This window comes from Chryseobacterium sp. S90 (genome assembly GCF_047444895.1).
Classification (GTDB): domain Bacteria; phylum Bacteroidota; class Bacteroidia; order Flavobacteriales; family Weeksellaceae; genus Chryseobacterium.
This window is the reverse complement of record NZ_JBLGCX010000002.1, coordinates 221187-243786: the sequence shown is the minus strand read 5'-3', so window position 1 is coordinate 243786 and position 22600 is coordinate 221187. Positions and strand designations below refer to the sequence as shown.

The 22600-nt window shown below is 37.3% G+C and carries 19 protein-coding genes; 4 read left to right on the top strand and 15 right to left on the bottom strand.

Annotated elements, in window-relative coordinates; translation table 11 throughout:
* The first annotated feature begins 99 nt into the window (after positions 1-99).
* Positions 100-1098 carry a PLP-dependent cysteine synthase family protein gene (locus ACLMCG_RS08870; RefSeq protein WP_047387369.1) on the top strand — a complete coding sequence of 333 codons (999 nt, stop codon included), beginning with the start codon at positions 100-102 and terminating at the stop codon, positions 1096-1098.
* A gap of 59 nt (positions 1099-1157) precedes the next feature.
* Here ACLMCG_RS08870 and ACLMCG_RS08865 read toward each other — a convergent pair whose 3' ends face one another.
* From ACLMCG_RS08865 to ACLMCG_RS08855, 3 genes are read right to left on the bottom strand one after another with little or no spacing between them, the layout of a single operon-like run.
* On the bottom strand, positions 1158-1685 hold the full coding sequence (locus tag ACLMCG_RS08865) for a hypothetical protein (protein ID WP_413960583.1): 528 nt from the start codon (positions 1683-1685) through the stop codon (positions 1158-1160).
* Between the two features lie 36 nt (positions 1686-1721).
* On the bottom strand, positions 1722-2024 hold the full coding sequence (locus ACLMCG_RS08860; protein WP_213280285.1) for a chaperone modulator CbpM: 303 nt from the start codon (positions 2022-2024) through the stop codon (positions 1722-1724).
* A gap of 3 nt (positions 2025-2027) precedes the next feature.
* On the bottom strand, positions 2028-2945 hold the full coding sequence (locus tag ACLMCG_RS08855; RefSeq protein ID WP_413960584.1) for a DnaJ C-terminal domain-containing protein: 918 nt from the start codon (positions 2943-2945) through the stop codon (positions 2028-2030).
* A gap of 93 nt (positions 2946-3038) precedes the next feature.
* Here ACLMCG_RS08855 and ACLMCG_RS08850 point away from each other — a divergent pair, with 93 nt between their 5' ends.
* On the top strand, positions 3039-4238 hold the full coding sequence (locus ACLMCG_RS08850) for a dicarboxylate/amino acid:cation symporter (protein WP_413960585.1): 1200 nt from the start codon (positions 3039-3041) through the stop codon (positions 4236-4238).
* A gap of 28 nt (positions 4239-4266) precedes the next feature.
* Positions 4267-4779 carry a hypothetical protein gene (locus ACLMCG_RS08845; RefSeq protein WP_413960586.1) on the top strand — a complete coding sequence of 171 codons (513 nt, stop codon included), beginning with the start codon at positions 4267-4269 and terminating at the stop codon, positions 4777-4779.
* 21 nt (positions 4780-4800) lie between these two features.
* Here ACLMCG_RS08845 and ACLMCG_RS08840 read toward each other — a convergent pair whose 3' ends face one another.
* From ACLMCG_RS08840 to ACLMCG_RS08830, 3 genes are all read right to left on the bottom strand, one after another.
* Positions 4801-5184 (bottom strand): DUF779 domain-containing protein, encoded by a 384-nt coding sequence (locus tag ACLMCG_RS08840; RefSeq protein ID WP_413960587.1) that lies wholly within the window; start codon positions 5182-5184, stop codon positions 4801-4803.
* Positions 5185-5270: 86 nt separating this feature from the next.
* Positions 5271-6305 carry an alcohol dehydrogenase AdhP gene (gene adhP / locus ACLMCG_RS08835; RefSeq protein ID WP_223599258.1) on the bottom strand — a complete coding sequence of 345 codons (1035 nt, stop codon included), beginning with the start codon at positions 6303-6305 and terminating at the stop codon, positions 5271-5273.
* A 275-nt stretch (positions 6306-6580) separates the two neighbouring features.
* Positions 6581-8110: an aldehyde dehydrogenase family protein gene (locus ACLMCG_RS08830; RefSeq protein ID WP_413960588.1), complete on the bottom strand. Its 1530-nt coding sequence runs from the start codon at positions 8108-8110 to the stop codon at positions 6581-6583.
* Positions 8111-8292: 182 nt separating this feature from the next.
* Here ACLMCG_RS08830 and ACLMCG_RS08825 point away from each other — a divergent pair, with 182 nt between their 5' ends.
* Positions 8293-9216, top strand: coding sequence for an AraC family transcriptional regulator (locus tag ACLMCG_RS08825; RefSeq protein WP_223599256.1), 924 nt, complete (start codon positions 8293-8295; stop codon positions 9214-9216).
* A gap of 73 nt (positions 9217-9289) precedes the next feature.
* On the opposite strand, the gene ACLMCG_RS08820 is transcribed toward ACLMCG_RS08825, so the two are convergent.
* The 9 genes from ACLMCG_RS08820 to ACLMCG_RS08780 form a co-directional block, all read right to left on the bottom strand.
* Positions 9290-10750, bottom strand: a complete 1461-nt coding sequence (locus ACLMCG_RS08820) for a RagB/SusD family nutrient uptake outer membrane protein (RefSeq protein ID WP_413960589.1) — start codon at positions 10748-10750, stop codon at positions 9290-9292.
* 14 nt (positions 10751-10764) lie between these two features.
* On the bottom strand, positions 10765-13560 hold the full coding sequence (locus tag ACLMCG_RS08815) for a SusC/RagA family TonB-linked outer membrane protein (protein WP_413960590.1): 2796 nt from the start codon (positions 13558-13560) through the stop codon (positions 10765-10767).
* Between the two features lie 619 nt (positions 13561-14179).
* A complete protein-coding gene (locus ACLMCG_RS08810) occupies positions 14180-15508 on the bottom strand; it encodes a hydroxymethylglutaryl-CoA synthase family protein (RefSeq protein WP_413960591.1) in 1329 nt (442 codons plus the stop codon).
* Positions 15509-15675: 167 nt separating this feature from the next.
* The gene (locus ACLMCG_RS08805; RefSeq protein ID WP_413960592.1) at positions 15676-18186 is read right to left on the bottom strand and encodes a M1 family metallopeptidase; all 2511 of its coding nucleotides are present in this window, start codon (positions 18184-18186) and stop codon (positions 15676-15678) included.
* Positions 18187-18211: 25 nt separating this feature from the next.
* Positions 18212-18430: a hypothetical protein gene (locus ACLMCG_RS08800; RefSeq protein WP_149833180.1), complete on the bottom strand. Its 219-nt coding sequence runs from the start codon at positions 18428-18430 to the stop codon at positions 18212-18214.
* 227 nt (positions 18431-18657) lie between these two features.
* The gene (locus tag ACLMCG_RS08795) at positions 18658-19452 is read right to left on the bottom strand and encodes a thymidylate synthase (protein ID WP_047378610.1); all 795 of its coding nucleotides are present in this window, start codon (positions 19450-19452) and stop codon (positions 18658-18660) included.
* A 135-nt stretch (positions 19453-19587) separates the two neighbouring features.
* Positions 19588-20028, bottom strand: coding sequence for a hypothetical protein (locus tag ACLMCG_RS08790; RefSeq protein WP_413960593.1), 441 nt, complete (start codon positions 20026-20028; stop codon positions 19588-19590).
* A 141-nt stretch (positions 20029-20169) separates the two neighbouring features.
* Positions 20170-21519 (bottom strand): alpha-amylase family glycosyl hydrolase, encoded by a 1350-nt coding sequence (locus tag ACLMCG_RS08785; RefSeq protein ID WP_413960594.1) that lies wholly within the window; start codon positions 21517-21519, stop codon positions 20170-20172.
* 404 nt (positions 21520-21923) lie between these two features.
* Positions 21924-22520, bottom strand: a complete 597-nt coding sequence (locus tag ACLMCG_RS08780) for a plasmid pRiA4b ORF-3 family protein (protein ID WP_223599248.1) — start codon at positions 22518-22520, stop codon at positions 21924-21926.
* Positions 22521-22600 lie beyond the last annotated feature (80 nt).

The following is a 22600-nucleotide window of genomic DNA, read 5'->3' as shown; positions in this document are numbered from 1 at the left end:
CTTTCAAGGGTTTTTGACTTTATCCACAACTTATCCACATGTTATCCACAGCGCAGATAATTTTAAAAGCCTTATCTTTGCGCTGCATATAAAACATTTATGAAATACGCAAAAAATATCCTTGAAACTATAGGTAACACGCCGCTGGTAAAGCTTAACAAAGTATTAGGTGAAGATTTCCCGGCATTGGTATTAGCAAAAGTAGAGACCTTCAATCCTGGAAACTCAGTAAAGGACAGAATGGCTCTTAAAATGATAGAAGATGCCGAAAAAGACGGCAGATTAAAACCAGGAGGAACCATTATTGAAGGGACTTCCGGAAATACAGGAATGGGACTGGCATTAGCAGCGATCATCAAAGGCTACAAATGTATTTTTGTAACCAATTCCAAGCAGTCAAAAGAAAAGTGTGACATCCTTCGTGCCGTAGGTGCTGAAGTAATTGTCTGCCCTACCGATGTAAAACCTACTGACCCGCGTTCTTATTATTCAGTTTCCAAAAGACTGGCAAAAGAAACGGAGAACGGATGGTATGTGAACCAATATGACAACTTATCCAACAGAGCGGCTCATTATGAATCTACAGCTCCTGAGATCTGGGAACAGACTGAAGGAAACCTGACTCACTTTGTGGTAGGAGCCGGAACAGGAGGTACTATCACAGGATGCGGAACTTTCTTCAAAGAAAAAAATCCGAACATCAAAGTAATCGGAGTGGATACATACGGTTCTATTCTGAAAGAATTCCACGAAACTGGAGAACTGCACTACGACCATGCTTATACTTATATTACAGAAGGTATCGGGGAAGATATCATTCCTGAGAATTATGATATGTCTGTGATTGATCATTTTGAAAAAGTAACGGATAAAGATGGTGCCATCTACGCAAGAAAACTGGCTAAAGAAGAAGGAATTTTCTGTGGATATTCTGCAGGAAGTGCTATTGCTTCTTTGATTCAGATGAAAGATCAGTTCACTAAAGATGATGTGATCGTCGTTTTACTTCATGACCATGGTTCAAGATATGTAGGAAAAATCTACAATGACGAATGGATGAAAGAAATGGGCTGGCTGGAAGAAAATAAAGAAGGGTAATAAACCACTTTACAGATCATAAAAAAAACGGAACAAAATTTTGTTCCGTTTTTTTATTTTTATTGCTTGATGTTTTCCTTTAATTTACTTTTAAGAATGCTGTATTCTTTCTCACTCATTGCTTTTCTGGGAAACATATAGCTGTATTTTCCTTCAAGGGAAATAAATTCATTATTGCTGTCAAAATATTCAAAATCTTTCCACTCACTCGTTTCTTTTTCCCCATCAATATTCACAGTGAAAAAATTCTGATCAAATCTGATTTCATATACTTTACATTTTTCCAGAACATTTAAATAATGATTCACCTGTTTTTTCCATCTCGAAACTTTATTGACACTTACTGACAGAAAAACAGCGCAAAGCAAAAATATAAAACTCAAAAAATATAAAATACCTTTACTTTCTTTGCTCAGATAATCTTTCAAAAGAAAAACGATGAAAACAATCACTGCAGCAGCAATAGTGGCAATGGTTTTACTTTTCGTTGTAGATGAAAAAAGCAGACTTCCCTGATTACCGCTAAAATAAATATCTTCAAAAATCTTTCTGTCCGGTTTTAGTGTAATCACCTTTTCTTCATTCATAATTATAGAGTTGCTTTAAAAAGCTACAAAACTAAACTAAATATCTTCATATTGATCACTTATTGCCGAAAGTTTATTCATCAGCTCCCTGTTTCTGCGGTTCAGTGCATCCAGTTTTTTCAGCATATTGTGAATCACTTCAAGACCGGGAAGATTGACTTCGAGATCATAATACCAATTGGCAAATTTTTCCAGATCGGGCAGATCATCATACATCAGATAATGGATATTGTCTTCAATCTGTATATTCAGCAGCCCATAGTCTACAAGCTCATCAAAAAAAGTGATTTCTATATTATAGATTCTTACGAGTTCTTCCCGTGATATTCTTTCACTCATAGCTTAGGAATTTTTAAGTTGTTCAAAAAGTTCTTTCTGCTTCTCGGTAAGGTTGGTAGGCAGTTTCACTTCATAGGTTACAAAAAGATCTCCATGTTCTCCTTCCCTTTTATAGACAGGAAAACCTTTTCCCTTCAACCTTACGGTGATTCCCGTTTGGGTTTCCGGTTTTACTTTAAGTTTTACACTTCCTTCCAGAGTATTTACATTCACTTCTCCACCTAAAACGGCGGTATACAAATCAATCGTTACCTTGGTTTTCAGGTCATCCCCGATTCTTTCAAAATTCGGATCGGCTGGGATATTAAAAGTAATATATAGATCTCCGCTTGGACCTCCATTGACCCCCGGATTTCCATGTCCTTTCAGTTTGATCTGCTGTCCGTCATATACTCCTGCCGGAATTGTGATTCTGACTTTCTTTCCATTAATATCAAAAGTTTGCGGATGGGTTTTCGCGGCATCTCTCAGATTCAGATTCAATTCTGCTTTGATATCCTGTCCTTTGAATTTTCCGGAAGCTCTTCCTCGTGAGCTTTTACCAAATCCGCCGCCTGCTCCCCCGAACATATTCTGGAAGAAATCTGAAAAGTCTTCCCCATCACCAAAATCAGCACCGGAGAACCCGCCGCCATAATTATTTTGCTGTTGATATTGTCTTTGCTGCTGCTGTTGCGCCTTTTCGTATTCTTCACCGTGTTTCCAGTGTTCTCCATACTTGTCGTATTTGGATCTGTTTTCCGGATTGCTGAGTACTTCATTGGCTTCATTCAATTCTTTGAACTGTCTTTCTGCTTCCTTATCATCAGGGTTCAGATCGGGATGAAGTTTCCTGGCCTGTTTCCGGTAGGCCTTTTTGATATCATCCTGTGTTGCGTTTTTATCTACGCCTAAAATTTTATAGTAATCTATATAAGCCATAGAAATGAGGTTTACCCAAATTTATGAAATTTAGGTCTGAAAATTGTATAACAAAATGTTAAAAATAAACCTATCTTTGATAAAAAGCACCACATGAAAGAGGTACTGAAAAACTACTCCGGAATCATATTTTTACTTTTGGGAATCACTATTGGAAGCATCATTGGAATTGTTGCTCCCGGTTTTGTGGAATATATAAAACCTCTGGGGGATATTTTCCTTAATCTTCTTTTTGTGAGTGTAGTTCCTTTGGTATTTTTTGCTGTATCCAATTCTATCTCTTCTTTGGAGCAGCAGTCTAAATTTGGAAAGATCATCCTTGTGATGTCTCTTACCTTTTTATTCTTTATTCTTACGGCAGCTGTTTTTACGATCTGTGCCGTCTATCTTTTCCCGGTTTCAGGAGTATCAGGGAGTTCTGAAATTATTTCTGAAGCAGCTAATGATGATACATGGGGCAATAGAATTGTAAGTTTCTTTACAGTAGGGGAATTTACTGAGCTTTTCTCAAGAAGAAATATGCTTGCTCTTCTCGTATTTGCATTTCTAACAGGATTTGCGGCCAGAAAAACAGGTGAAAAAGGGCAGCCATTCAGGGTTTTTATTGTTTCAGGGTATGAAGTGATGAAAGAACTTCTTTTATTGGTCATGAAACTGGCTCCCATTGGTTTGGGTGCTTACTTTGCTTATCAGGTAGCGACTTTAGGACCTCAACTTTTTGGATTTTACGCAAAGCCACTGGGTCTTTATTATATTGCAGGTGTTATTTATTTTCTTGTATTCTTTTCTATTTATGCTTTTATGGCAAATGGGCAGAAAGGAGTCAAAAGTTTCTGGACCAACGCAATCTACCCTACTCTTACCGCAATAAGTACCTGCAGCAGTTTTGCAACCATGCCTGCCAATTTACAGGCAGCATCAAAAATCGGAATTCCTAACTCTATTGCCAATCTGGTGATTCCTATCGGGACTACTCTACATAAAAACGGATCTTCAATGTCTTCAATCATTAAGATCTATGTGGCATTTCTGATTATTGGAAAAGATTTCTTTGATCCTTCCAACCTGCTTTTGGCTTTGGGAATCACTGTATTTGTCAGCATTGTGGCTGGTGGTATTCCTAATGGCGGATATATTGGTGAAATGCTGATGATTTCTGTTTACAAACTGCCTCAGGAAGCAATACCAGCGGTAATGATTATCGGGACTTTGGTAGATCCTTTAGCCACAGTATTGAATGCTGTAGGAGATATAGTGGCAGCCATGTTTGTCAACCGGTTTGTGAAAGTCTGATTGCATTTAACTATTTTTCTATTAACCCATGAACTCATTTTTCAAAAGCATTGGCCTCTACAACAGCCTCACTATTGATCTCAATATCAACAGTTCAGAACTTACAAAGAGATTAATGAAAGTAACTTATAAAACCAATACAGCTTTCATATCATTGGAAAAAGATACTACAATTCCTACACGGTTTGAATACCGGGGAATGATCGATGTCAACAGTTTTACAATCAAAAGAAGAGGAAGGCTATTTGATATGAACAGAAGTAATCCTGTATTACGTGGAACTATTTCTGATAAAAATGGCACATCATCCGTATCCGTAGAATTTTTTCCATCAGGATTTCAGATCTTGAACTGGATTTTCATTCTGTGTTTTTGCTTTGTGATAACATATGCCAATATAACAGGTGATAAACAAGACGTTATGTTCGCGGTAGTTGCTTCGGTAATAGCAATCACTCAATATTTTATCCTAAAAAGAGGAATTTCGAGAGGCAAATATGAATTTGAAAGAGAGCTTATTTATATTGCTCAAAAGCCTTAAACCAATCTCAGACCCAAGGTTTTATTCACTGCGTTTTACAGGCTCCAGGTTTTCATATTCATCGGGAGTGAAAAGTCTGTAATGAACTTTAAACGTCTTACCCAAGGGAGTTTCCAGAGAGAAACCACCAGGTCCGAACCCATCTGTAACATCTAATGTAAAATGTGAATATTTCCAGTATTCAAAAAGGTCACGGTCTATCCAGAACTCATATCCATTGATCGTTCCGATCATTGCATCATTCATCCGGGGAAAAAATCCTCCCTTTTCAAAACATTGCGGCTGTGTGCCTTCGCAGCATCCTCCTGCCTGATAAAACATTAAAGGTCCATATTGTTCTTCCAGTTTTCGGATCACTTCAAGTGCCTGTTCTGTTGCGGAAAGTCTGGATATTTTTGCTTCCATTATTTTTATTTTAGCTTATTAGAAACCTTATTGTTATAAAAAATCCCGGCAGGTAAATTCAGCCGGGATCAGCAACACATCATCAATTAATTTGAGCCGGCAATATCCAGAACGATTCTGCCGTCAATCTGTCCTTTTTTCATCTTATCGAATACATCATTGATATCTTCAAGTTTTGCGGCAGTAACGGTTGCTTTTACCAATCCTTCATTGGCAAAATCCAATGCTTCCTGCATGTCTTTTCGGGTTCCTACGATAGAACCTCGCACGGTGATCCTTTTTAAAACCGTTTCAAAAATTGGAAGTTCAAAAGAGCCGGGAGGAAGACCATTCAGAGCAATGGTTCCTTTTCGTCTTAAAACATCTATTCCCTGTTTGAAGGCAATAGGAGAAACAGCTGTAATCAATGCACCGTGCATTCCGCCAACTTCTTTATGCAAATATTCTCCGGGATCTGTATTTTTCGCATTGACTACAAGATCTGCCCCTAATTTTTTTGCCAATTCCAGCTTGTCATCTGCTACATCAATGGCTGCTACATGCATTCCCATTGCTTTGGCATACTGAACCGCTACATGTCCCAGCCCGCCAATTCCTGAAATGGCAACCCATTCTCCAGGTTTTGTTTCTGTTTCCTTCAATCCTTTATAAACTGTTACTCCGGCGCATAAAATAGGAGCAATCTCCAAAAAATTAACGTCAGACTTCAAATGTCCTACGTATCTTGAGTCTGCGATAACGTATTCTGCAAAACCTCCATCTACACTATAGCCTCCGTTTTTCTGGGCCTCACAAAGGGTTTCCCATCCTGTGATACAATAATCGCAGCATCCACATGCACTGTACAGCCACGGAACTCCTACGGCATCACCTTCTTTTACAAAAGATTCAGGTCCGCAGGCTACCACAATACCTACTCCTTCATGTCCGGGAATAAGAGGCATCTTGGGTTTTGCAGGCCAGTCACCATCTACAGCATGTAGGTCTGTATGACAAACCCCGCAGGCTATTACTTTGACAAGAACTTCGTATCTTCCGGGTGCTCTTACGGGTACTTCTTCAATTTTCAGAGGCTGGCCATAGCCTTGGACTACCGCCGCTTTCATTGTTTTTGGGATCATATTTTATTTTTTTGATAGAGTTATTTTGGGTTATTAGTTTTTATCACCAGAGGTAAATTGACAGTTCTCAATTTTTGTACTGTCTTTATAAGTCAATAATAATGTAGAATATGTAGATCAAAAGACTGATATTTCCCTGCGTGAGGGATAGTAAGGGCGGCGAGGAACGAGCCGGTGCGGAATAAAATGGAGCACCGAAACGAAGTGCAGCCCTGCATAGCCCGACCGTTTTGCCCTGGAAAAAGCCAAGGCAATCGGGCACGTCCTAAATAATATTAAAAGAAACCTAACTTATTCTTGTTATAAGAAATCAGCATGTTTTTGGTTTGACGGTAATGATCAAGCATCATTTTATGATTTTCTCTTCCTATTCCTGATTGTTTGTAACCTCCGAAAGGTGCTCCTGCAGGATAAGAGTGATATTGGTTTACCCATACTCTTCCGGCTTCTATCTGACGGGGAATATTGTACAGCTGGTGTGCATCCCTTGTCCAAACGCCTGCACCAAGCCCATAGATGGTATCATTGGCAATTTTCACTGCGTCTTCTTCATCTTTGAATGTGGTAAATGCCAGCACCGGACCGAAAATTTCTTCCTGGAAGATTCTCATTCTGTTGTTTCCCTTGAAAATTGTGGGCTGAATGTAGTATCCGTCTTCCAGATCTTCTCCAAGGTGGTTAACATCTCCTCCTACCAAAACTTCCGCTCCTTCTTCTATTCCCAACTGGATATAGGAAAGGATTTTATCTTTCTGAATCTTTGAAGCCTGCGCTCCCATCATCACGGTTTTGTCCAGTGGATTTCCTACTTTGATGGCTTTTACTCTTTCGACTACCTTTTCAATAAAGGCATCTGCAATATCTTCTTGAACGAGTAATCTTGAAGGGCATGTACAAATTTCTCCCTGGTTAAGGGCAAAAAGAACAGCTCCTTCTATCGCTTTATCTAAAAATTCATCATCGGCGTCCATTACAGAGTTGAAAAAAACATTCGGTGATTTTCCTCCTAATTCCAATGTCACAGGAATGATGTTTTCAGTTGCGTACTGCATCACCATACGTCCTGTAGCGGTAGAACCTGTAAATGCGGCTTTGGCTACTTTCGGATTGGTCACCAAAGCTCTTCCAAGTTCTGCTCCAAATCCGTTCACAATATTGATAACTCCAGCTGGTAAAAGGTCTCCGATCAGTTCCATCAAAACCATGATGGAAACGGGGGTACTTTCTGCGGGTTTCAAAACAACACAGTTTCCAGCTGCCAATGCCGGAGCCAGTTTCCAGACAGCCATGAGGATCGGGAAATTCCATGGGATGATTTGTGCAATTACTCCAAGGGGTTCATGAACGATAAGAGATACAGTGTCTTTATCCAGTTCGTTATGAGATCCTTCGTCTGCACGGATAACAGAAGCAAAATACCTGAAATGGTCAATCGCCAAAGGTAAATCCGCTGCCAGTGTTTCTCTCACTGCTTTTCCGTTATCTATGGTTTCTACGGTAGCAAGGTATTCCAGATTCTGCTCTATTCTGTCGGCAATTTTATTAAGGATGATACTTCTTTCTGTAGATGAGGTGTTTTTCCAGGTACGGAATGCTTTTTCTGCGGCATCTACAGCCAATTCCAAATCTTCTTTGGAGGAATGGGCAACCTGGGTAAAGTTCTTCCCATCCACGGGAGAAACTACATCAAAATACTGTCCTTTAACGGGTGGAGTAAATTTCCCGTCAATATAGTTATCATATCTGCTTTTGAACTCCGGACGCTCTAAAAGTGTCGCTGATCTTGGTTCTGTAATAGTGCTCATATTAGTCTTGTTTTTATTTTTCGATAAAGCCAAATTACAGTGAGAAGCTCAAAAGAATATAGCACAATCCTATAAAAAAAGTGTAAAATAGTGCAAAGGGTTCAATTTTAGTATTTTATTAACAGCAACGTACTGTCAAATTTTCTATATTTGAGTTACCTCCTTTTCAAAAAAATTTAGAAATGAATAACAATAGTAAGATTTTATTAAATACTCCTGAATTACGTAAGGAAAGCCAGCTATTGAGTCTTGTTGAACACCAGACGAAATTCAATCTAAACAATTGCGAATTCAGCATTTATGAGACCCATAAGGCTGCTTTTGACGTAAAACTTCATTTCGAGAATATTGCATTTACAGCAATGCTGAGAGGTAAGAAACATATGAAACTAGATAATAAGACCAGTTATTTTGATTATTATCCGGGCGAAAGTATTCTTGTGGCTCCGGGGGAAACAATGGTTATTGATTTTCCTGAAGCTGATGAAACTCCTACCCAATGTATTTCTTTAAGCCTTAATCCTGATTTTATAGAGGATTCTCTTAATTATCTCAACTATAACCTTCCCAAAGTGGATGAGACTTCGCAGTGGAATATTCAGTTAGATGAATATTTTCTGTTTAATAATAAAGCTTTGGCCTCAGCTACCAATAATATTATGAGAATTGCCATGGATGATAATTCGCAAAAGGATATCATGGCCGATTTTGCATTGAAAGAACTTCTGATCAGGCTGATGCAGACCCAGGCAAGAGGTATGGTGGAAAAGAATATTGTTAAGAATAAATCCAGAATAGGCTTTGTAGTAGATTATATTAAACGAAATCTACACCAGAAACTATCCATTGACAGTATTGCCAAGCTGGCGTATGTAAGCAAGTCTAATTTCTTTAAAATGTTCAAAGACGAACTGGGGACTTCTCCAAATGATTTTATTTTACAGGAGAGGATCAACAAGGCAAAAGAACTGCTTGCCAGCCAGATCAGCATCAAAGAAACAGCTTTTCAGACCGGGTTTTCAGATACCAATTATTTCACGAGAGTATTTAAGCAATTAGAAGGAGTAACCCCGAAAAGTTATCAGGACAGAATGATTCTGAGATAATCCATTTGCAATACCTATAAAAAAAGAGCCCCATTTCTGGGACTCTTCTTAAAAAATATATTAGAATTTAATCTTAATATTTGTCGTTCTGCTTAATATTCGGGTTTGCCTGAATAGCAGTAATAGGAATTGGCCATTGCCATTTGAAATTTCCAGCAGGAAGAGTCTGTGCTACAGAAGGTGTACCTGTACCGTCAAAAAGATCTCCTTTACCTGATCTCTGAACCGGAAGGTTTAATCTCTTCAATGTGTACCATCTGTCATTTTCAAATGCAAGTTCCAGTCTTCTTTCTTTCAATACAGCATCTAAAAGTGCCTGTCCTGTTTCTGTACCAGGAGTAAATGAAGAATATCTTTCTGCTCTTAATTTGTTTAATAAAACAAGAGCTTGTGCACCATTACCTGATCTGTAATAAGCTTCTGCAACGTTTAGCAATACTTCAGCTCCTCTTAAATATCTTACCGGGACTATATTAGATGGCAAACCAGTAATACCTGCATATTTTGTAACATGGTTGTATTTTTGCCCACTATACGTACCCGTAGTAAAGTAAGCCCCTTTTCTAACGTCATCAGATGTATAAGCAGTATATAAATCGTAATCTACAACAAATTCTGATCTTAATGCTGGAACAGATTGATTGTAAGCAACTCCTACAGTATTTTGCTCAGCTGCAGAATTCGATACCTGGAATAAAACTCCATCATTAATATCTCCTTCTTTTTCTTTCCAGATCTTGTAGAAATTAGATTTTTGAGTAATACTTGGTGAAATTCCTAATGCCAATTCACCATATTTGATAGTATTAGCATAGTCACCTTTATATAGGTTTACTCTTGATAATAATCCATATATAGCAGCTTTGCTTAATCTTCCTTTATCAACATCATTCTGAGTGATATTATCAACAGCAAATAATAGATCTGCTATAATTTTATCATATACCTGATCAACTGTCAGGTTTCGGGATGATGTATTATTTAAAGGAGCATATGTTTCTGAATAATAAATCCCTATAGAGTTTTTAGCTTCTGCAGATTGAGTTGGAATTTGTGAATATGCTCTTACGATATCAAAATGGGCGATTGCTCTAAGCGCTCTTGCCTCAGCTTCCATGTTCGCTTTCTCTGTTCCAGATAACACACCGTTATTGATATATTTCAAAACAAAGTTAGTTCTGCTGATGACAAGATAAGCAGCACTGTAAAGTCCTGTTGTCTGTGAATTATCTGATGAAAATTCGAAATTTGATGCAGCAAAATTAGTATTTCTTCCCGTAGTTGTACGAACAAGGTTATCCGTGGTAAGATCACCCATGATAAGTTGGTTTCCTGTATCACTAGTATAGTAACCACCTCCTTTAAGAGCTGTATAGGCACCATCCATAGCCTGTCTGAAGGTCTCAGGTCTCGTCATCGCCTGCTCCTGATCTTCATTGATTGATGAGATTTGATCTAAATTTCTGTCGCAAGACGTTAACGAAACAAAGGCAGTTAACGCAGCTAAACTTATTTTTATTATATTCTTTTTCATAAAGCTATTCAATATTAAAATTCTAATTGCAATCCTACCAGGATTGTTCTTACAGCAGGGTAAGTATAAAGATTGTATGATCCAGGAACAAATAGTGATGTTGAATCAGCAGATCCTACAGAAACTTCAGGTTCTCCGTGGAATTTAGTTACTGTAAATAAATTCTGTCCCTGTACATATGCTCTAAGCTTATTGATAGGTGATCCTTCTCCAAGGAATGCTTTATCAAATGTATATCCTAATGTAAGTGATCTTAATCTTAAATAATCTGATTTTTCAATCCACTGATCGGAATCACGCATCCCATTGGAGTCAACTTTCTGGAATACTCCTGTGTCTCCTGGATTTTGCCAAACCTGCGCAGCAGACTGAGCCATATTTCTACCTGCAACAGCCAAAGTTGGATCAACAGCTGCAGCATACATGTTGTTATAAGTATATCCACCTAGCTTGAATGCGAAATCAGCACTGAAATCAAGCCCTTTGTATTGAACTGTAGTTCCGAATCCACCAAAGCTCTTCGGGAAAGGAGATTTATCTGTTAAAGGAACAGCATTTGAAGCACTGTAAACATCAGTAACATTACCTGCTTTATCATAATATAATGCTTTTCCGTTACTTGGATCTACTCCAGCAAATCTAACATTATAGAACACATAAGGAGATTCTCCTACTTTTAAATAAGTATCCCCTAAGTTTCTTTCAGTCTGACCATCTGCTAACTTATCAAGAACTGATTTCTGGAAAGAGATATTAGCATGTAAATTCCACTGGAAATCTTTCTGCTTGATTACATCTACACTAAGTTCAACCTCAAGACCTTTCTGAGACATATCTCCTGCATTGATATACTGATAGTATCCTCCTTCTTGTTTATCCAAAGGCACAAGCTGTACGAAATCTTTTCTCTTATTCTTATATACTTCTACGGATCCACGAACTCTTCTGTTCCACATTGTGAAATCTACCCCTAAGTTGGTAATTGCGTTAGATTCCCATTTCAGATTACTGTTACCAATAATATAATTACCTAGTGAAGATGTTCCAGGGTATGAAGTACCATTAGGACCATATAATCCATAACTGATATTATTAACATTATAATAATCCGGTAAAGTACCATCATTACCTGTTGTACCGTAAGATCCTCTAAGCTTTAAATCATTAATAAAACCACCTTTCATGAAGTCTTCCTTCGCGATATTCCAAGCTGCACTTGCAGACCAGAAAACACCACTTTGGTTATTCGCACCAAATCTTGACGAAGCATCTCTTCTCAGTGATCCTGTAACCAAATATCTACCTTCATAGTCGTAGTTTAACATACCTGCTAAACTGAACAAAGTATTTCTTACTTTAACCCCGGTAAATGTATTTCTGTCAGATGGTGTCGTGATAGATGGAACATTTATTACAGGAGACTTCAAACCGTAAGCCCCACCATTCATTGTTTCGTTGTAGTTATCGTTATATTCGATAAATCCTAAGAAATCAAAGTTGTGGCTTCCGAATGACTTTTTATAATTAATGGAGTTATTCCAAGTATAATTAAATGTGTAGAATGAATTTTTATTCAATGAACCTGTTGGAACTTTGTTAACAGTAATATCAAGGTTTGACCCTTTTTTCAACCACTGAGTTCCCATGTACCAATCATAAAGACCATTGAAATTAGTTTTAAATTTCAGTCCATCAATAATTTTATATTCAGCGAATAGAGTTACCGGAATTCTCAGTCTCTGATCATCTAATCTATAAGTATTGATCTGCTCAACAACGTTAGATCCAGCTCTCATTGTCTGATTATAACTTCCGTCAGCGTTATAAATCGGTTCATATGGAGCATATTTATACATTGCTCCAAATGGGTTCTGAGTATTGTTTCGATCTCTAAAATTCTGCGTAACCTGGTACTGAAATCCAAGATTGATTCCAACGTTCAGTTTTTCACTTAACTTATTGGTAAACCCGAAGTTCCCTGTGTATCTCTTAAGTCCGTCTATATCTCTGATAATCCCATTGTCAGAATCATATCCTAATGAGTAATAGAAAGTACTTTCTCTGGATCCACCCTGAGCACTGAATAAGTAAGACTGGATGCTTGAAGGCTTCAACAGATCTTTTTGCCAATTGTGATCATAGGCAGCAAGTCTGTCCATTTCCTGCTGAGATCTTGGTTTAAACCCAAGGTACCCCAACTGATTCTGGAAGTTCATTAGCTCCCTAGAGTTCATCATGGTGTAGTTGTTGTCCTTCAATCTCTCACTGAAACCGAATTTGGTCTCAAATGAGTAATGAGTTTTCCCGGCTTTTCCAGCCTTAGTAGTTACTACCACTACCCCGTTTGCTCCTCTCGCACCATATTGTGCTGTAGCAGCCGCATCTTTAAGAATTGAAATAGACTCTACGTCTGCAGGGTTAATTGCACTGAACTGTCTTGCAGTCATATACATCCCGTTGACTACATAAGTAGGTTCTGAAGAACCACCAACACCGGCAACCCCTCTTACCTGAATTGTAGCAGCAGCACCAGGCTGCCCGGTAGTACTTTGTACAAATACCCCTGAAGCTCTACCCTGTAAAGAGTTACCGATAGATGTTGTAGGAGAGTTTCTTCTGATTTCATCACCACCAACAACAGCCTGAGCCTGGGTAATTTCATCTGCTTTTTTCTTCTGGTATCCAGTAACGATTACTTCATCGATCTTATTCTCCTTCAGAACAGAATCATTCTTAGATTTTTGCGCAAAAGCAGCTTGTCCTAAAAAAAACAAAGCTCCTGCACTTAATACATGTAACTTCACATTCATATTAACAGATTTTAATATATTCAAGGGACAAATATGTCAATAAATATCTGTAACATCAATTCAATAAACTCTGAAAACAGGCTTCCAGAACGGAGAGATTCACATTGATCTTAAAAAAATGATGGAGAATTATTTTAATTGTATTTAAAAAATTAACAAAAAATAAGTCAATTTAAACATTAACGGAATTTTAATAAATTTTAAAATTAAAATCAATTTACACGCATTTGAAACAAATGGTTAAAAAAATAAACGAAAATATTATTATTTACGAAAATAATAAAACAAATTCATTCTTGATTTTATTGAAAATCGAGAAAAAAACGCCTCATTTTCTTAAATTTTATAAAAAAAATACACCTTCACAAGCAGACAACCCCTATTTTAAGATAGCCTCGCTGAGATTAAGATTAAAAAACTATTAATATATTATATTCCTAAATCGGTTGAAGTCTGTAAAATTTTCATCGATATTCCCTGTCTTTTTCTAACTATTTTACCCTAACATTTAAAAATAAATCAACTATAAAAATGACGAGAACTCAAACCATTTTAAAGTGATAAAAATAAAAAGCATCCCATACTATGAGATGCTATATATATTAAAATGATAATAATCTTACTTCTGATAACTGTAATATCTGGCTCCAATTAATACAGGATTTTCCGTCTCTACAGAAACAAGTCCGAATCCTTTATAATCTTTGTTTACAGATTCTCTCAGTTGTTTTCTGTGAAGTTTTTCATAAGTTTCAAAATCTACAGCATTTCTCTGATTCAAATTTTCGAATACATTCCATTTTTCTACTACTTTTTTCCAGTTCTCAGAAACTTTTCCAGCAAACACTTTTGATTTCGATCCACTTCCATAGCCTACAAAGCCAATTTCTTCCCCTGAGAGTTCTTCATTTTCGTTAAAAGAAGTTTGTAATGCCGAAAGAAATGCCATAAAAATAGAAGCTGTGTACATATTTCCTATTTCCGAAGAAGCTCTCTGGGTCTTTTCTATTTTTTGGCTGATTAATTTTAAATAGTCTTCAGATTTTGCAACGGCTTTCTGTTCCTCTGCTGTTTCATAGGACAGACCATTCTCCAAACTGTAGATTTCAGTAAACACTCTTTTCCCATGAAAAGCATACGGAAGATGGAAAATAATATACTTCCAGTTTTCATAAGGTTTTTCCTGTCCTGTTATTTCTTTATAATGATGGTAAGCTTCTTTTATTCTGTCCTGATAGCATTGGTTAGAATATTGTCCGTCAAAAACAGGCTCATCCGTAAAAATTTCAACTTTTTCAGGATATGTTTCCGGAGCACCCTTCAGGTCCTCTTTATTATAGGTTCTTCTCGGTTTGAAAAAATCAAAGACACTTTCTGAAGCGACTCCCCAGTTATTTTCAATTTCAAGAAGATCCGGCTTTGAAGAAATCAGGAGAGCTACCGCTCCTCCTCCCTGCGTATATTCACCTGAAGAAGCCAATTCATATTTAGCATAATCACTGGCAATCACTACTGCTTTTTTATCAGGATTCACCCTTACAAAATCAAGGGCGTTGTGCAGTGCATCTACACCTCCTACACACGCAAAAGTCATATCCAGCACATCACAGTTTCTGAAACATCTGGCTCCAAATTCCTCTTCCAACACCTGCTCTACCATTTGCACGGCATAAGATGCCGTAGGTTTGGCTGCATCTACAGCACTTTCTGTTCCCAAATAAACTCTGGCTATTTCCTTAGGATTGATAGTATAATCTTGTATAAGCTTCAGTAATGCTTCTGCTGCAAAAGTTACTGCGTCTTCGTGAACATCAGAAAGTCCCATTTTATGAAGACCTAAGCCTTTTTCCAATTTCGCCGGTTCTATTCCTCTTTTTTCCGCTAAATCCTTAATCTCCAAATATAAACCAGGCACGTAATAGCCCGCTGCTTCAATTCCAAAACTCATAATTGTCTAAATTTTAAACGAATTTATGAAAGATAATGCAAAAAACAACTGTGAAAAATGCCAATTTTTACAATATTATCAAAATGCAGTACGTTTTATAATATATTTCAATCTATTAGCCGAATAAAGAAAAAAATAAAGCCGACAGTTCTGCCGGCTTTATCTACTTATTTATAATTCTCAATAGCTTTATTGAGGACATCAATCTGTTTATTAATGCTCGCTGCATTTTGTGGATTCTTTTTCAGCAGTTCCATTTTTTTGCTTAAGCCATCTTTTAACATTTGAACCATCATCATTTTAGCCTGTGGATTGTCTGCCATCTGATTCTTGGCATATCCTGCAATTTTCGTGATGCTTTCCGTTGCTTTCAGATTATCGGAAGTCATGATCCAGTTGAAACCGTCTTCTGCTGATTTTCCTAATTCCGGGTTCTGGAATTTAATAAATGGATAAAAAGTGGCAAGAGGTGCAATATTCTCTATCTGAGAAGTAATTTTGTTCTTTACAATAATTGGAAGCAACTGTGCCCGCAGTTCATCCGATGCACCTTTCATATCAATTTTATCAGCCAGTCCGTTTGCTCTTGAAGGATCAATGGTAAGAAGTGCACTCATTGAACTTCCTTTCACAGCATTTGAAACCGCGTTGATCCCTTTTTCAAATAATGGGAGATATTTTTTATCTTTTGTTTTTCCTAAAGCTGTAATCGCTGCAGCCTGAGTTAATGTTTTAGGATCATTGGAAGCCAGTTTTTCAACTTCGGCACCTAATGCCTTCATCTGTTCAGGATTGGTAAGATCTATTAAACCTAAAGCTTTTATTCTTACTCTGAAGAAAGGATCTTTCAATGCGGCAGCCAATAGTTTTACTGCTGCAGGGCTTTTTCCAGCCTGATCTTTGATTCCTGTTAAAGCAAGATATCTGCTTTTAAACTCTTTAGAGTTTGTAAATTGCACCAGATTCTGTTCAGGAGTTTTTGTATCAGTGATTTCGGCCAATAAAACACCGTCTGCATTAATATTTACCAGATCAGGAGATTTAGAAACATCAAAATTAAATGTATTCTTTGCTTCTGCATTTACCCAAACATTATATCTTTTAGGTTTTCCATTGTCATATACATCTATAGCCAGAGGAAATTCAAATGGTTTTTCCTGGGTTTGATTTATCGTAACAGCAACCTGCTTTTTCACAGGTTCAAATGTAGTGGTGTAATTAATCTTCGGGTTTCCGCTTCCAAAATACCATTGGTTAAAGAACCAGTTCAGATCTTTCCCGGATACTTTTTCAAAAGACAGTCTCAGCTGATGAGCTTCTGCATTCTGATATTCATTGGTTTTCAAATAATCATTCATTCCTGCAAAGAAGGCATCATCTCCAAGATAGTTTCTCAGCATATTTAAAATACCTCCTCCTTTCTGATAGGTTACCAGGTCAAAAACATCTTCACGGGATTCATAATTGAACCTTACCAGATTTTTATTAAAGTCAGACGGATTGTGAAGATAATTATTCACATCGGTCATCAGGTGATAATCTGCCTGATCTTTTCCGTATTTATATTCATTCCAAAGATACTCGGAGTAGTTGGCAAAAGATTCGTTGACTGTAAGGTTACTCCAACTTTCTGCTGTCACCAAATCTCCAAACCAATGATGGAACAATTCATGAGCGATAGTATCTTCCCATGTATTTTCATCGATAAGCTGCCCCGGTTTCTGAAGGATATCACTTCCGTGAAGGGTTGCCGTGGTATTTTCCATCGCACCGCTTACATAATCTCTGCCTGAAATCTGCGCATATTTTGCCCATGGATAATCATAGTTCAGTTTTTTGGAGAAAAATTCGATCATTTCCGGAGTATTTCCGTAGATCTGCTTAGCGTAAGGCTCGTATTCTTTTTCGATGTAATAATCAACCGGAATATTTTTCCATTTGTCTTTTACAATGGCATATTCTCCTACTCCCATGAAGAAAAGATAAGTAGAATGTCTTTTATCCATCACCCAATGATCTGTTCTGAGACCGTTAGATTCCTTTTTAGATTCTTTCAAAAGACCATTGGAAAGGGTTACATATTTATCAGGAACCGTCATATAGATTTCCTGCGTTGTCTTTTGGTTGGGTTTATCAATGGTGGGAAACCATGCGGAAGAAGATTCTGTTTCTCCCTGTGTCCAGATTTGTGTAGGCATATCCGGATCTGTTCCCTGAGGATTGATGAAATAAAGTCCTTTTGCATCATTGATAGCCATACTTCCCTCTTGTTTTACTTCATTCGGACGGGATGTATATTTGATGTAAACTGTATATTCCTGATTTTTCTGGTATGTTTTATCAAGGCTGATTTTAAGAACATCATCTTTGTAATCATATTTCAAAGGAGATTTCTTCCCGTTATTATCAAGAGCTACTTCATGAATCAGCATTCCTTTTGCATCAAGTGTAAGTTCGTTGGCAGCATAAAAGTAAGGTGAAGCAGTAAGCCATTCTTCTCCATTCATCTGTTCTTTCTGATAATCGAAATTTACTTTCAGCTTTGTGTGTTTAAGTTCCGTTACTTTGGTGGGAGTAGCTCTGTATACTTTTTCCCTTCCTGAAGTTTCGGTTTGTGCTGATACATTGGCGGAAAATAAAATCCCGAGTATAGCAATTGATAAAATGGCCTTTCTCATCTGTCTACTTTATTATTTTTTAGAATTATTTTTTAATGATTATGTCGAAAATATCATTCACTAAGGTTTCATAATCCCCTTTTTGAAGTTGTTCTTTCGTTTTTGCAAAAGCTTTTTTCAGTTCGCTTTCCGGATTTTCATCATCCACTATTTCTGCTGAAGCGACTCCTTTCAATTGAAGTACTGCATTTTTCAGGGCTTCAATGTCTGCATTTTCTTCAATATTTATTTTTAAATACTTCATGATGTACTTTTTAAGCATTTGAAATTGATGATCTACCGCCCGCCTTGTATCTCATTTTTTAAGGATTAAATGGGCAGGAGTTGTTCTTTCAAATTTAAGAAACAATTGCCAAAGAAAGTGTACTAAAGGATTTATATTCTGATTCCCAAACTTATGAGTACAGATAATGACATCTATTAATGCTAAAATAATAGAAGTAAATAAAAAATTAAAGTGATATAAGGGTATTAAATCGCTACAGGAGCTTTGATTCCCGGGTGTGGATCGTAATTTTCCAGACTGAAGTCTTCAAAATCAAAATCAAATATATTTTTAACTTCCGGATTCAGTTTCATTGTCGGAAGCGCTCTCGGCTCTCGTCCCAGCTGTCTGTTTACCTGCTCGAAGTGATTATTATAGATATGAACATCTCCGAAACTGTGAACATAATCTCCCACTTCCAGATCACAAACCTGTGCTACCATCATCAACAGCAATGCGTAGCTTGCAATATTGAAGGGTACTCCAAGGAAAACATCAGCACTTCTCTGGTAAAGCTGCAGGGAAAGTTTACCATCTGCTACATAAAACTGAAACAGGGCATGACAAGGCGCCAAAGCCATATTGGGGATTTCTGCAACATTCCAGGCGGAAACAATCAGTCTTCTGGAATCCGGGTTCTTTTTAATCTGGTCAATTACTTCTGTAATCTGATCCACAACTTTTCCGTCTGCACCGCTCCAGCTTCTCCACTGCGCTCCGTAAACCGGTCCCAAATCTCCATTTTCATTAGCCCATTCATCCCAAATGCTTACTCCGTTATCTTTAAGGTATTTGATATTGGTATCTCCTTTCAGGAACCAAAGAAGCTCGTAGATAATTGATTTCAAATGCACTTTTTTTGTCGTTACCAAAGGAAATCCTTTAGACAGATCATATCTAAGCTGATATCCGAAAACACTTCTTGTTCCAGTGCCTGTTCTGTCGGTTTTATCAGTTCCGTTGTCTAAAATATGCTGTAAAAGGTCCAGGTAGTTTTGCATTTTGAATGAGATTTTAAGTTCCAAATTTAGTAAAAACCATCAAAAAAAGCACTCATTTTTATGAATGCTTTTTATAGGACTGATGTCTATTTTCTATTAAACAACTGTATATCTGTCATCTAACCTATATTAATTTTACCATATATTTTCAATGGTCTGATGAATGGTGTTTACGGTGAATGACTCTCCTGCTTTTTTACCATACATCACTTTCACCAAGGGAGATTCTGCAGAGACCGTCATGATTTTCTGCTTCTCTGAAACAATTTCGCCCATGGAAACAGCAATATAAAACAATCCTTTATTGGTTTTCACCAAAGCTCCGTTCTGAACTTTTTCTGAGGGGTCCGAAGTTATTTTCTGTAAAACAGCCTGCTGATTCAACACTTCGTTAAGCTGTCTCTGCAGGTTATTAATTTCCTGCTGAAGCATTTCTCTTCCGGTTTCGTATTTGTCACCCATCGAACTTTTCGTATCGTTATTGGAAGCCCGTGTTTCTGCGATAAGGTTTTCAAAATACTGGATTTTACCGGATGCTTTTGTTTTAATTATATTGATTATTTCCTGTTTGTTCATTGTAATGACGGATTTTATTGTTGGGCAGATAAAACCACCCCGTCAAAATCATAGATTTTGACACCCCTCCAGCGGAGGGGAATTGGGTACTGCTTAGTCGCTATTGATTAAGAGATAAAATATAAACCGAAGATTTAAATATTATTTTTCAAATACGGCATAATCAGATATCTTAAAACTAAAGTCTTTTCCATGACTGAAATCTCTTTTGGTTTTATCAAAAACATTTCTGAATGTTCCGGATACATGTTCATCTTCAATTGAAAAGTTAACAGGTTCTTTCGACATATTCAAAACCACCAACAATTCGTCGTTTCCATTTTTTCTTACGTAGGCCAGAATTTTATCATTGGCTGTAGTGTTGAGAAGATAAGTCGTTACGTTAGCATCTCCTCCTCTCAGAGCTGGATTGGAAGCTTTTAAATCTAATAAGGTTTTATAGAAATCGGCAACCTGATAGGTATTGGTCCATTTAATGACATCCTTTTCAAAAAACTCAAGTCTTTTCATATTCGGAAGTTCCTGCCCTGAGTAAAATAGCGGAACACCATTCCATGTTGCAGAGAATACTGCCATAGGTTTTGTGATGACTCCATATTTTTCATATTCGGTTCCGTTCCATGAATTTTCATCGTGGTTTGTGGTGAACCATGCTCTCATTGAAGCATCTCCGATATTGGAATATTGTCTCAGAAGATCTTTTAATTCCTGAAGAGGTTCATTCTTTTTATAGTAATCGGCAGATTTGTGCATCCATTTCCAGGAATAGCTGGCATCGAAAACTTTACCGTATTCAGGGCTTTCCAGCTCATCAAATTCTCCCAGCCAGAAAAGAGGTTTTATTTTTTCCACTTCGGGGCGCGCCTGTTCCCAGAAATCTACTTCTACCCATGAAGCGAGATCACATCTGAAACCATCAATACCAGTTTCCTGCACCCAGAATTTCATGGCATCTATCATCGCATGGCGCATCTCCTGATTTTTATAGTCAAGTTCAATAATATCATCCATTCCGGAAGCAATATGGAATTTTCCATCCGGATCTTTCAGATAAAATTCGGGATGAGTTTTCGTCCATACATGATCCCATCCTGTATGATTGGCTACCCAATCTATAATTACTTTAAATCCCAGTCTATGTGCCTCATTCACCATATCTTTAAAATCCTGCAGCGTCCCGAATTCAGGATTGATAGAAGTATAATCTGAAGCGGCGTAAGGACTTCCCAGACTTCCTTTTTTATTCTGCTGGGCAATGGGTGTAATGGGCATAAACCAAAGGGTTTTTATTCCCATAGATTTCAGGCGGGGCATTTCTTTTGCAAATGCTTTGAAAGTTCCTTCCTGAGTATATTGTCTTATGTTTACTTCGTAGATATTCGTATTATGTTTCCAATCTTTTGGCAGTTCTGTCATTTTCCTGGTATTTTTTCGAGTGGTACAGGAAACAATTCCCAGACCAATTACAGCTAACAAAATTAATTTTTTCATTAAACTATTTTTAACAAAAGTAAGGATTGTTTTTTTGGGAAAAGGCAAAATTTACGGACAGATGAACAGACTTTTTGATGGTTTCAGTTGGATTTTCATAAAACTCAAACATTATGGGTAAAAACAGCATTCCGTCTTTTAATATAAGTCTTCTTTTACGGTATGAGAATATTCTTTCAAGGTTATAAACTCATCTGAATCTATTGATAACCCTTCTTTTGCGGTCCTCAACCGGAAATCTGACATTCCAAACTCATAAGCCGAACCTAAGACTTTAAATGAGCACTTCAAGACCTTAAAATATACTTTCAAAACCTCAAATGAGGCTGTTTTTAAATAAATCTCTTAGCACTTTTGCAAAAAAAAGCCCCGGATTAAAATCCAGGGCCAGTATATTGTGTTGACTATCTTTCGTCATCATTGTCATCTTCATCATCAAAGACATCGTCATTGTAGTCTTCTTCTTCCTCGTCATCGAAGCTGTCGTCTTCATCTGAAAAATTTCCTCCTGAACCAAAGTCTTCATCGAAACCAAATTCATCATCTGCCAAAGGCATTGCTGATTTCTTTTTAGATCCTCCGGCACTTCCGTTTTTGCTAGGTGCCTTTAACGGAACGTTTCCGAATCTGTATACTGTGATAGGATAATTAACCCCTTTTGTTTCTTCAATTACTTCTACAAGTTCACAGAAGAATTCCCAAAGGTCAAGAAGCCCGTATTGGAACTGTGCTTTGTCGCCTACACTTTCAAAAGCTTCATCAATGTAAACATCTGACATAATCTCACCATCACCATCATCACTCATATCTTCCAATGGGACACTTTTTACGATTGTTCCGTCATTTTCTAACAGATTAAAAGTAGAAAGCTCATCTCCCTGCAGACTGAATGCACTTTTAATTCCTAAGTGTAAGTTCCATAACGTTTGTTTTCCCTTAACTTCTACATCACGGAAAATATCTTCTTTCGCATCTAATATTACGCGGATTTTGTAAACCATATCAGTTTCTTAAATTACTTTTTTGCCTTTATAATTATGATAAATCTCTGGTGCAAATATATAATAAATGACATGTGACA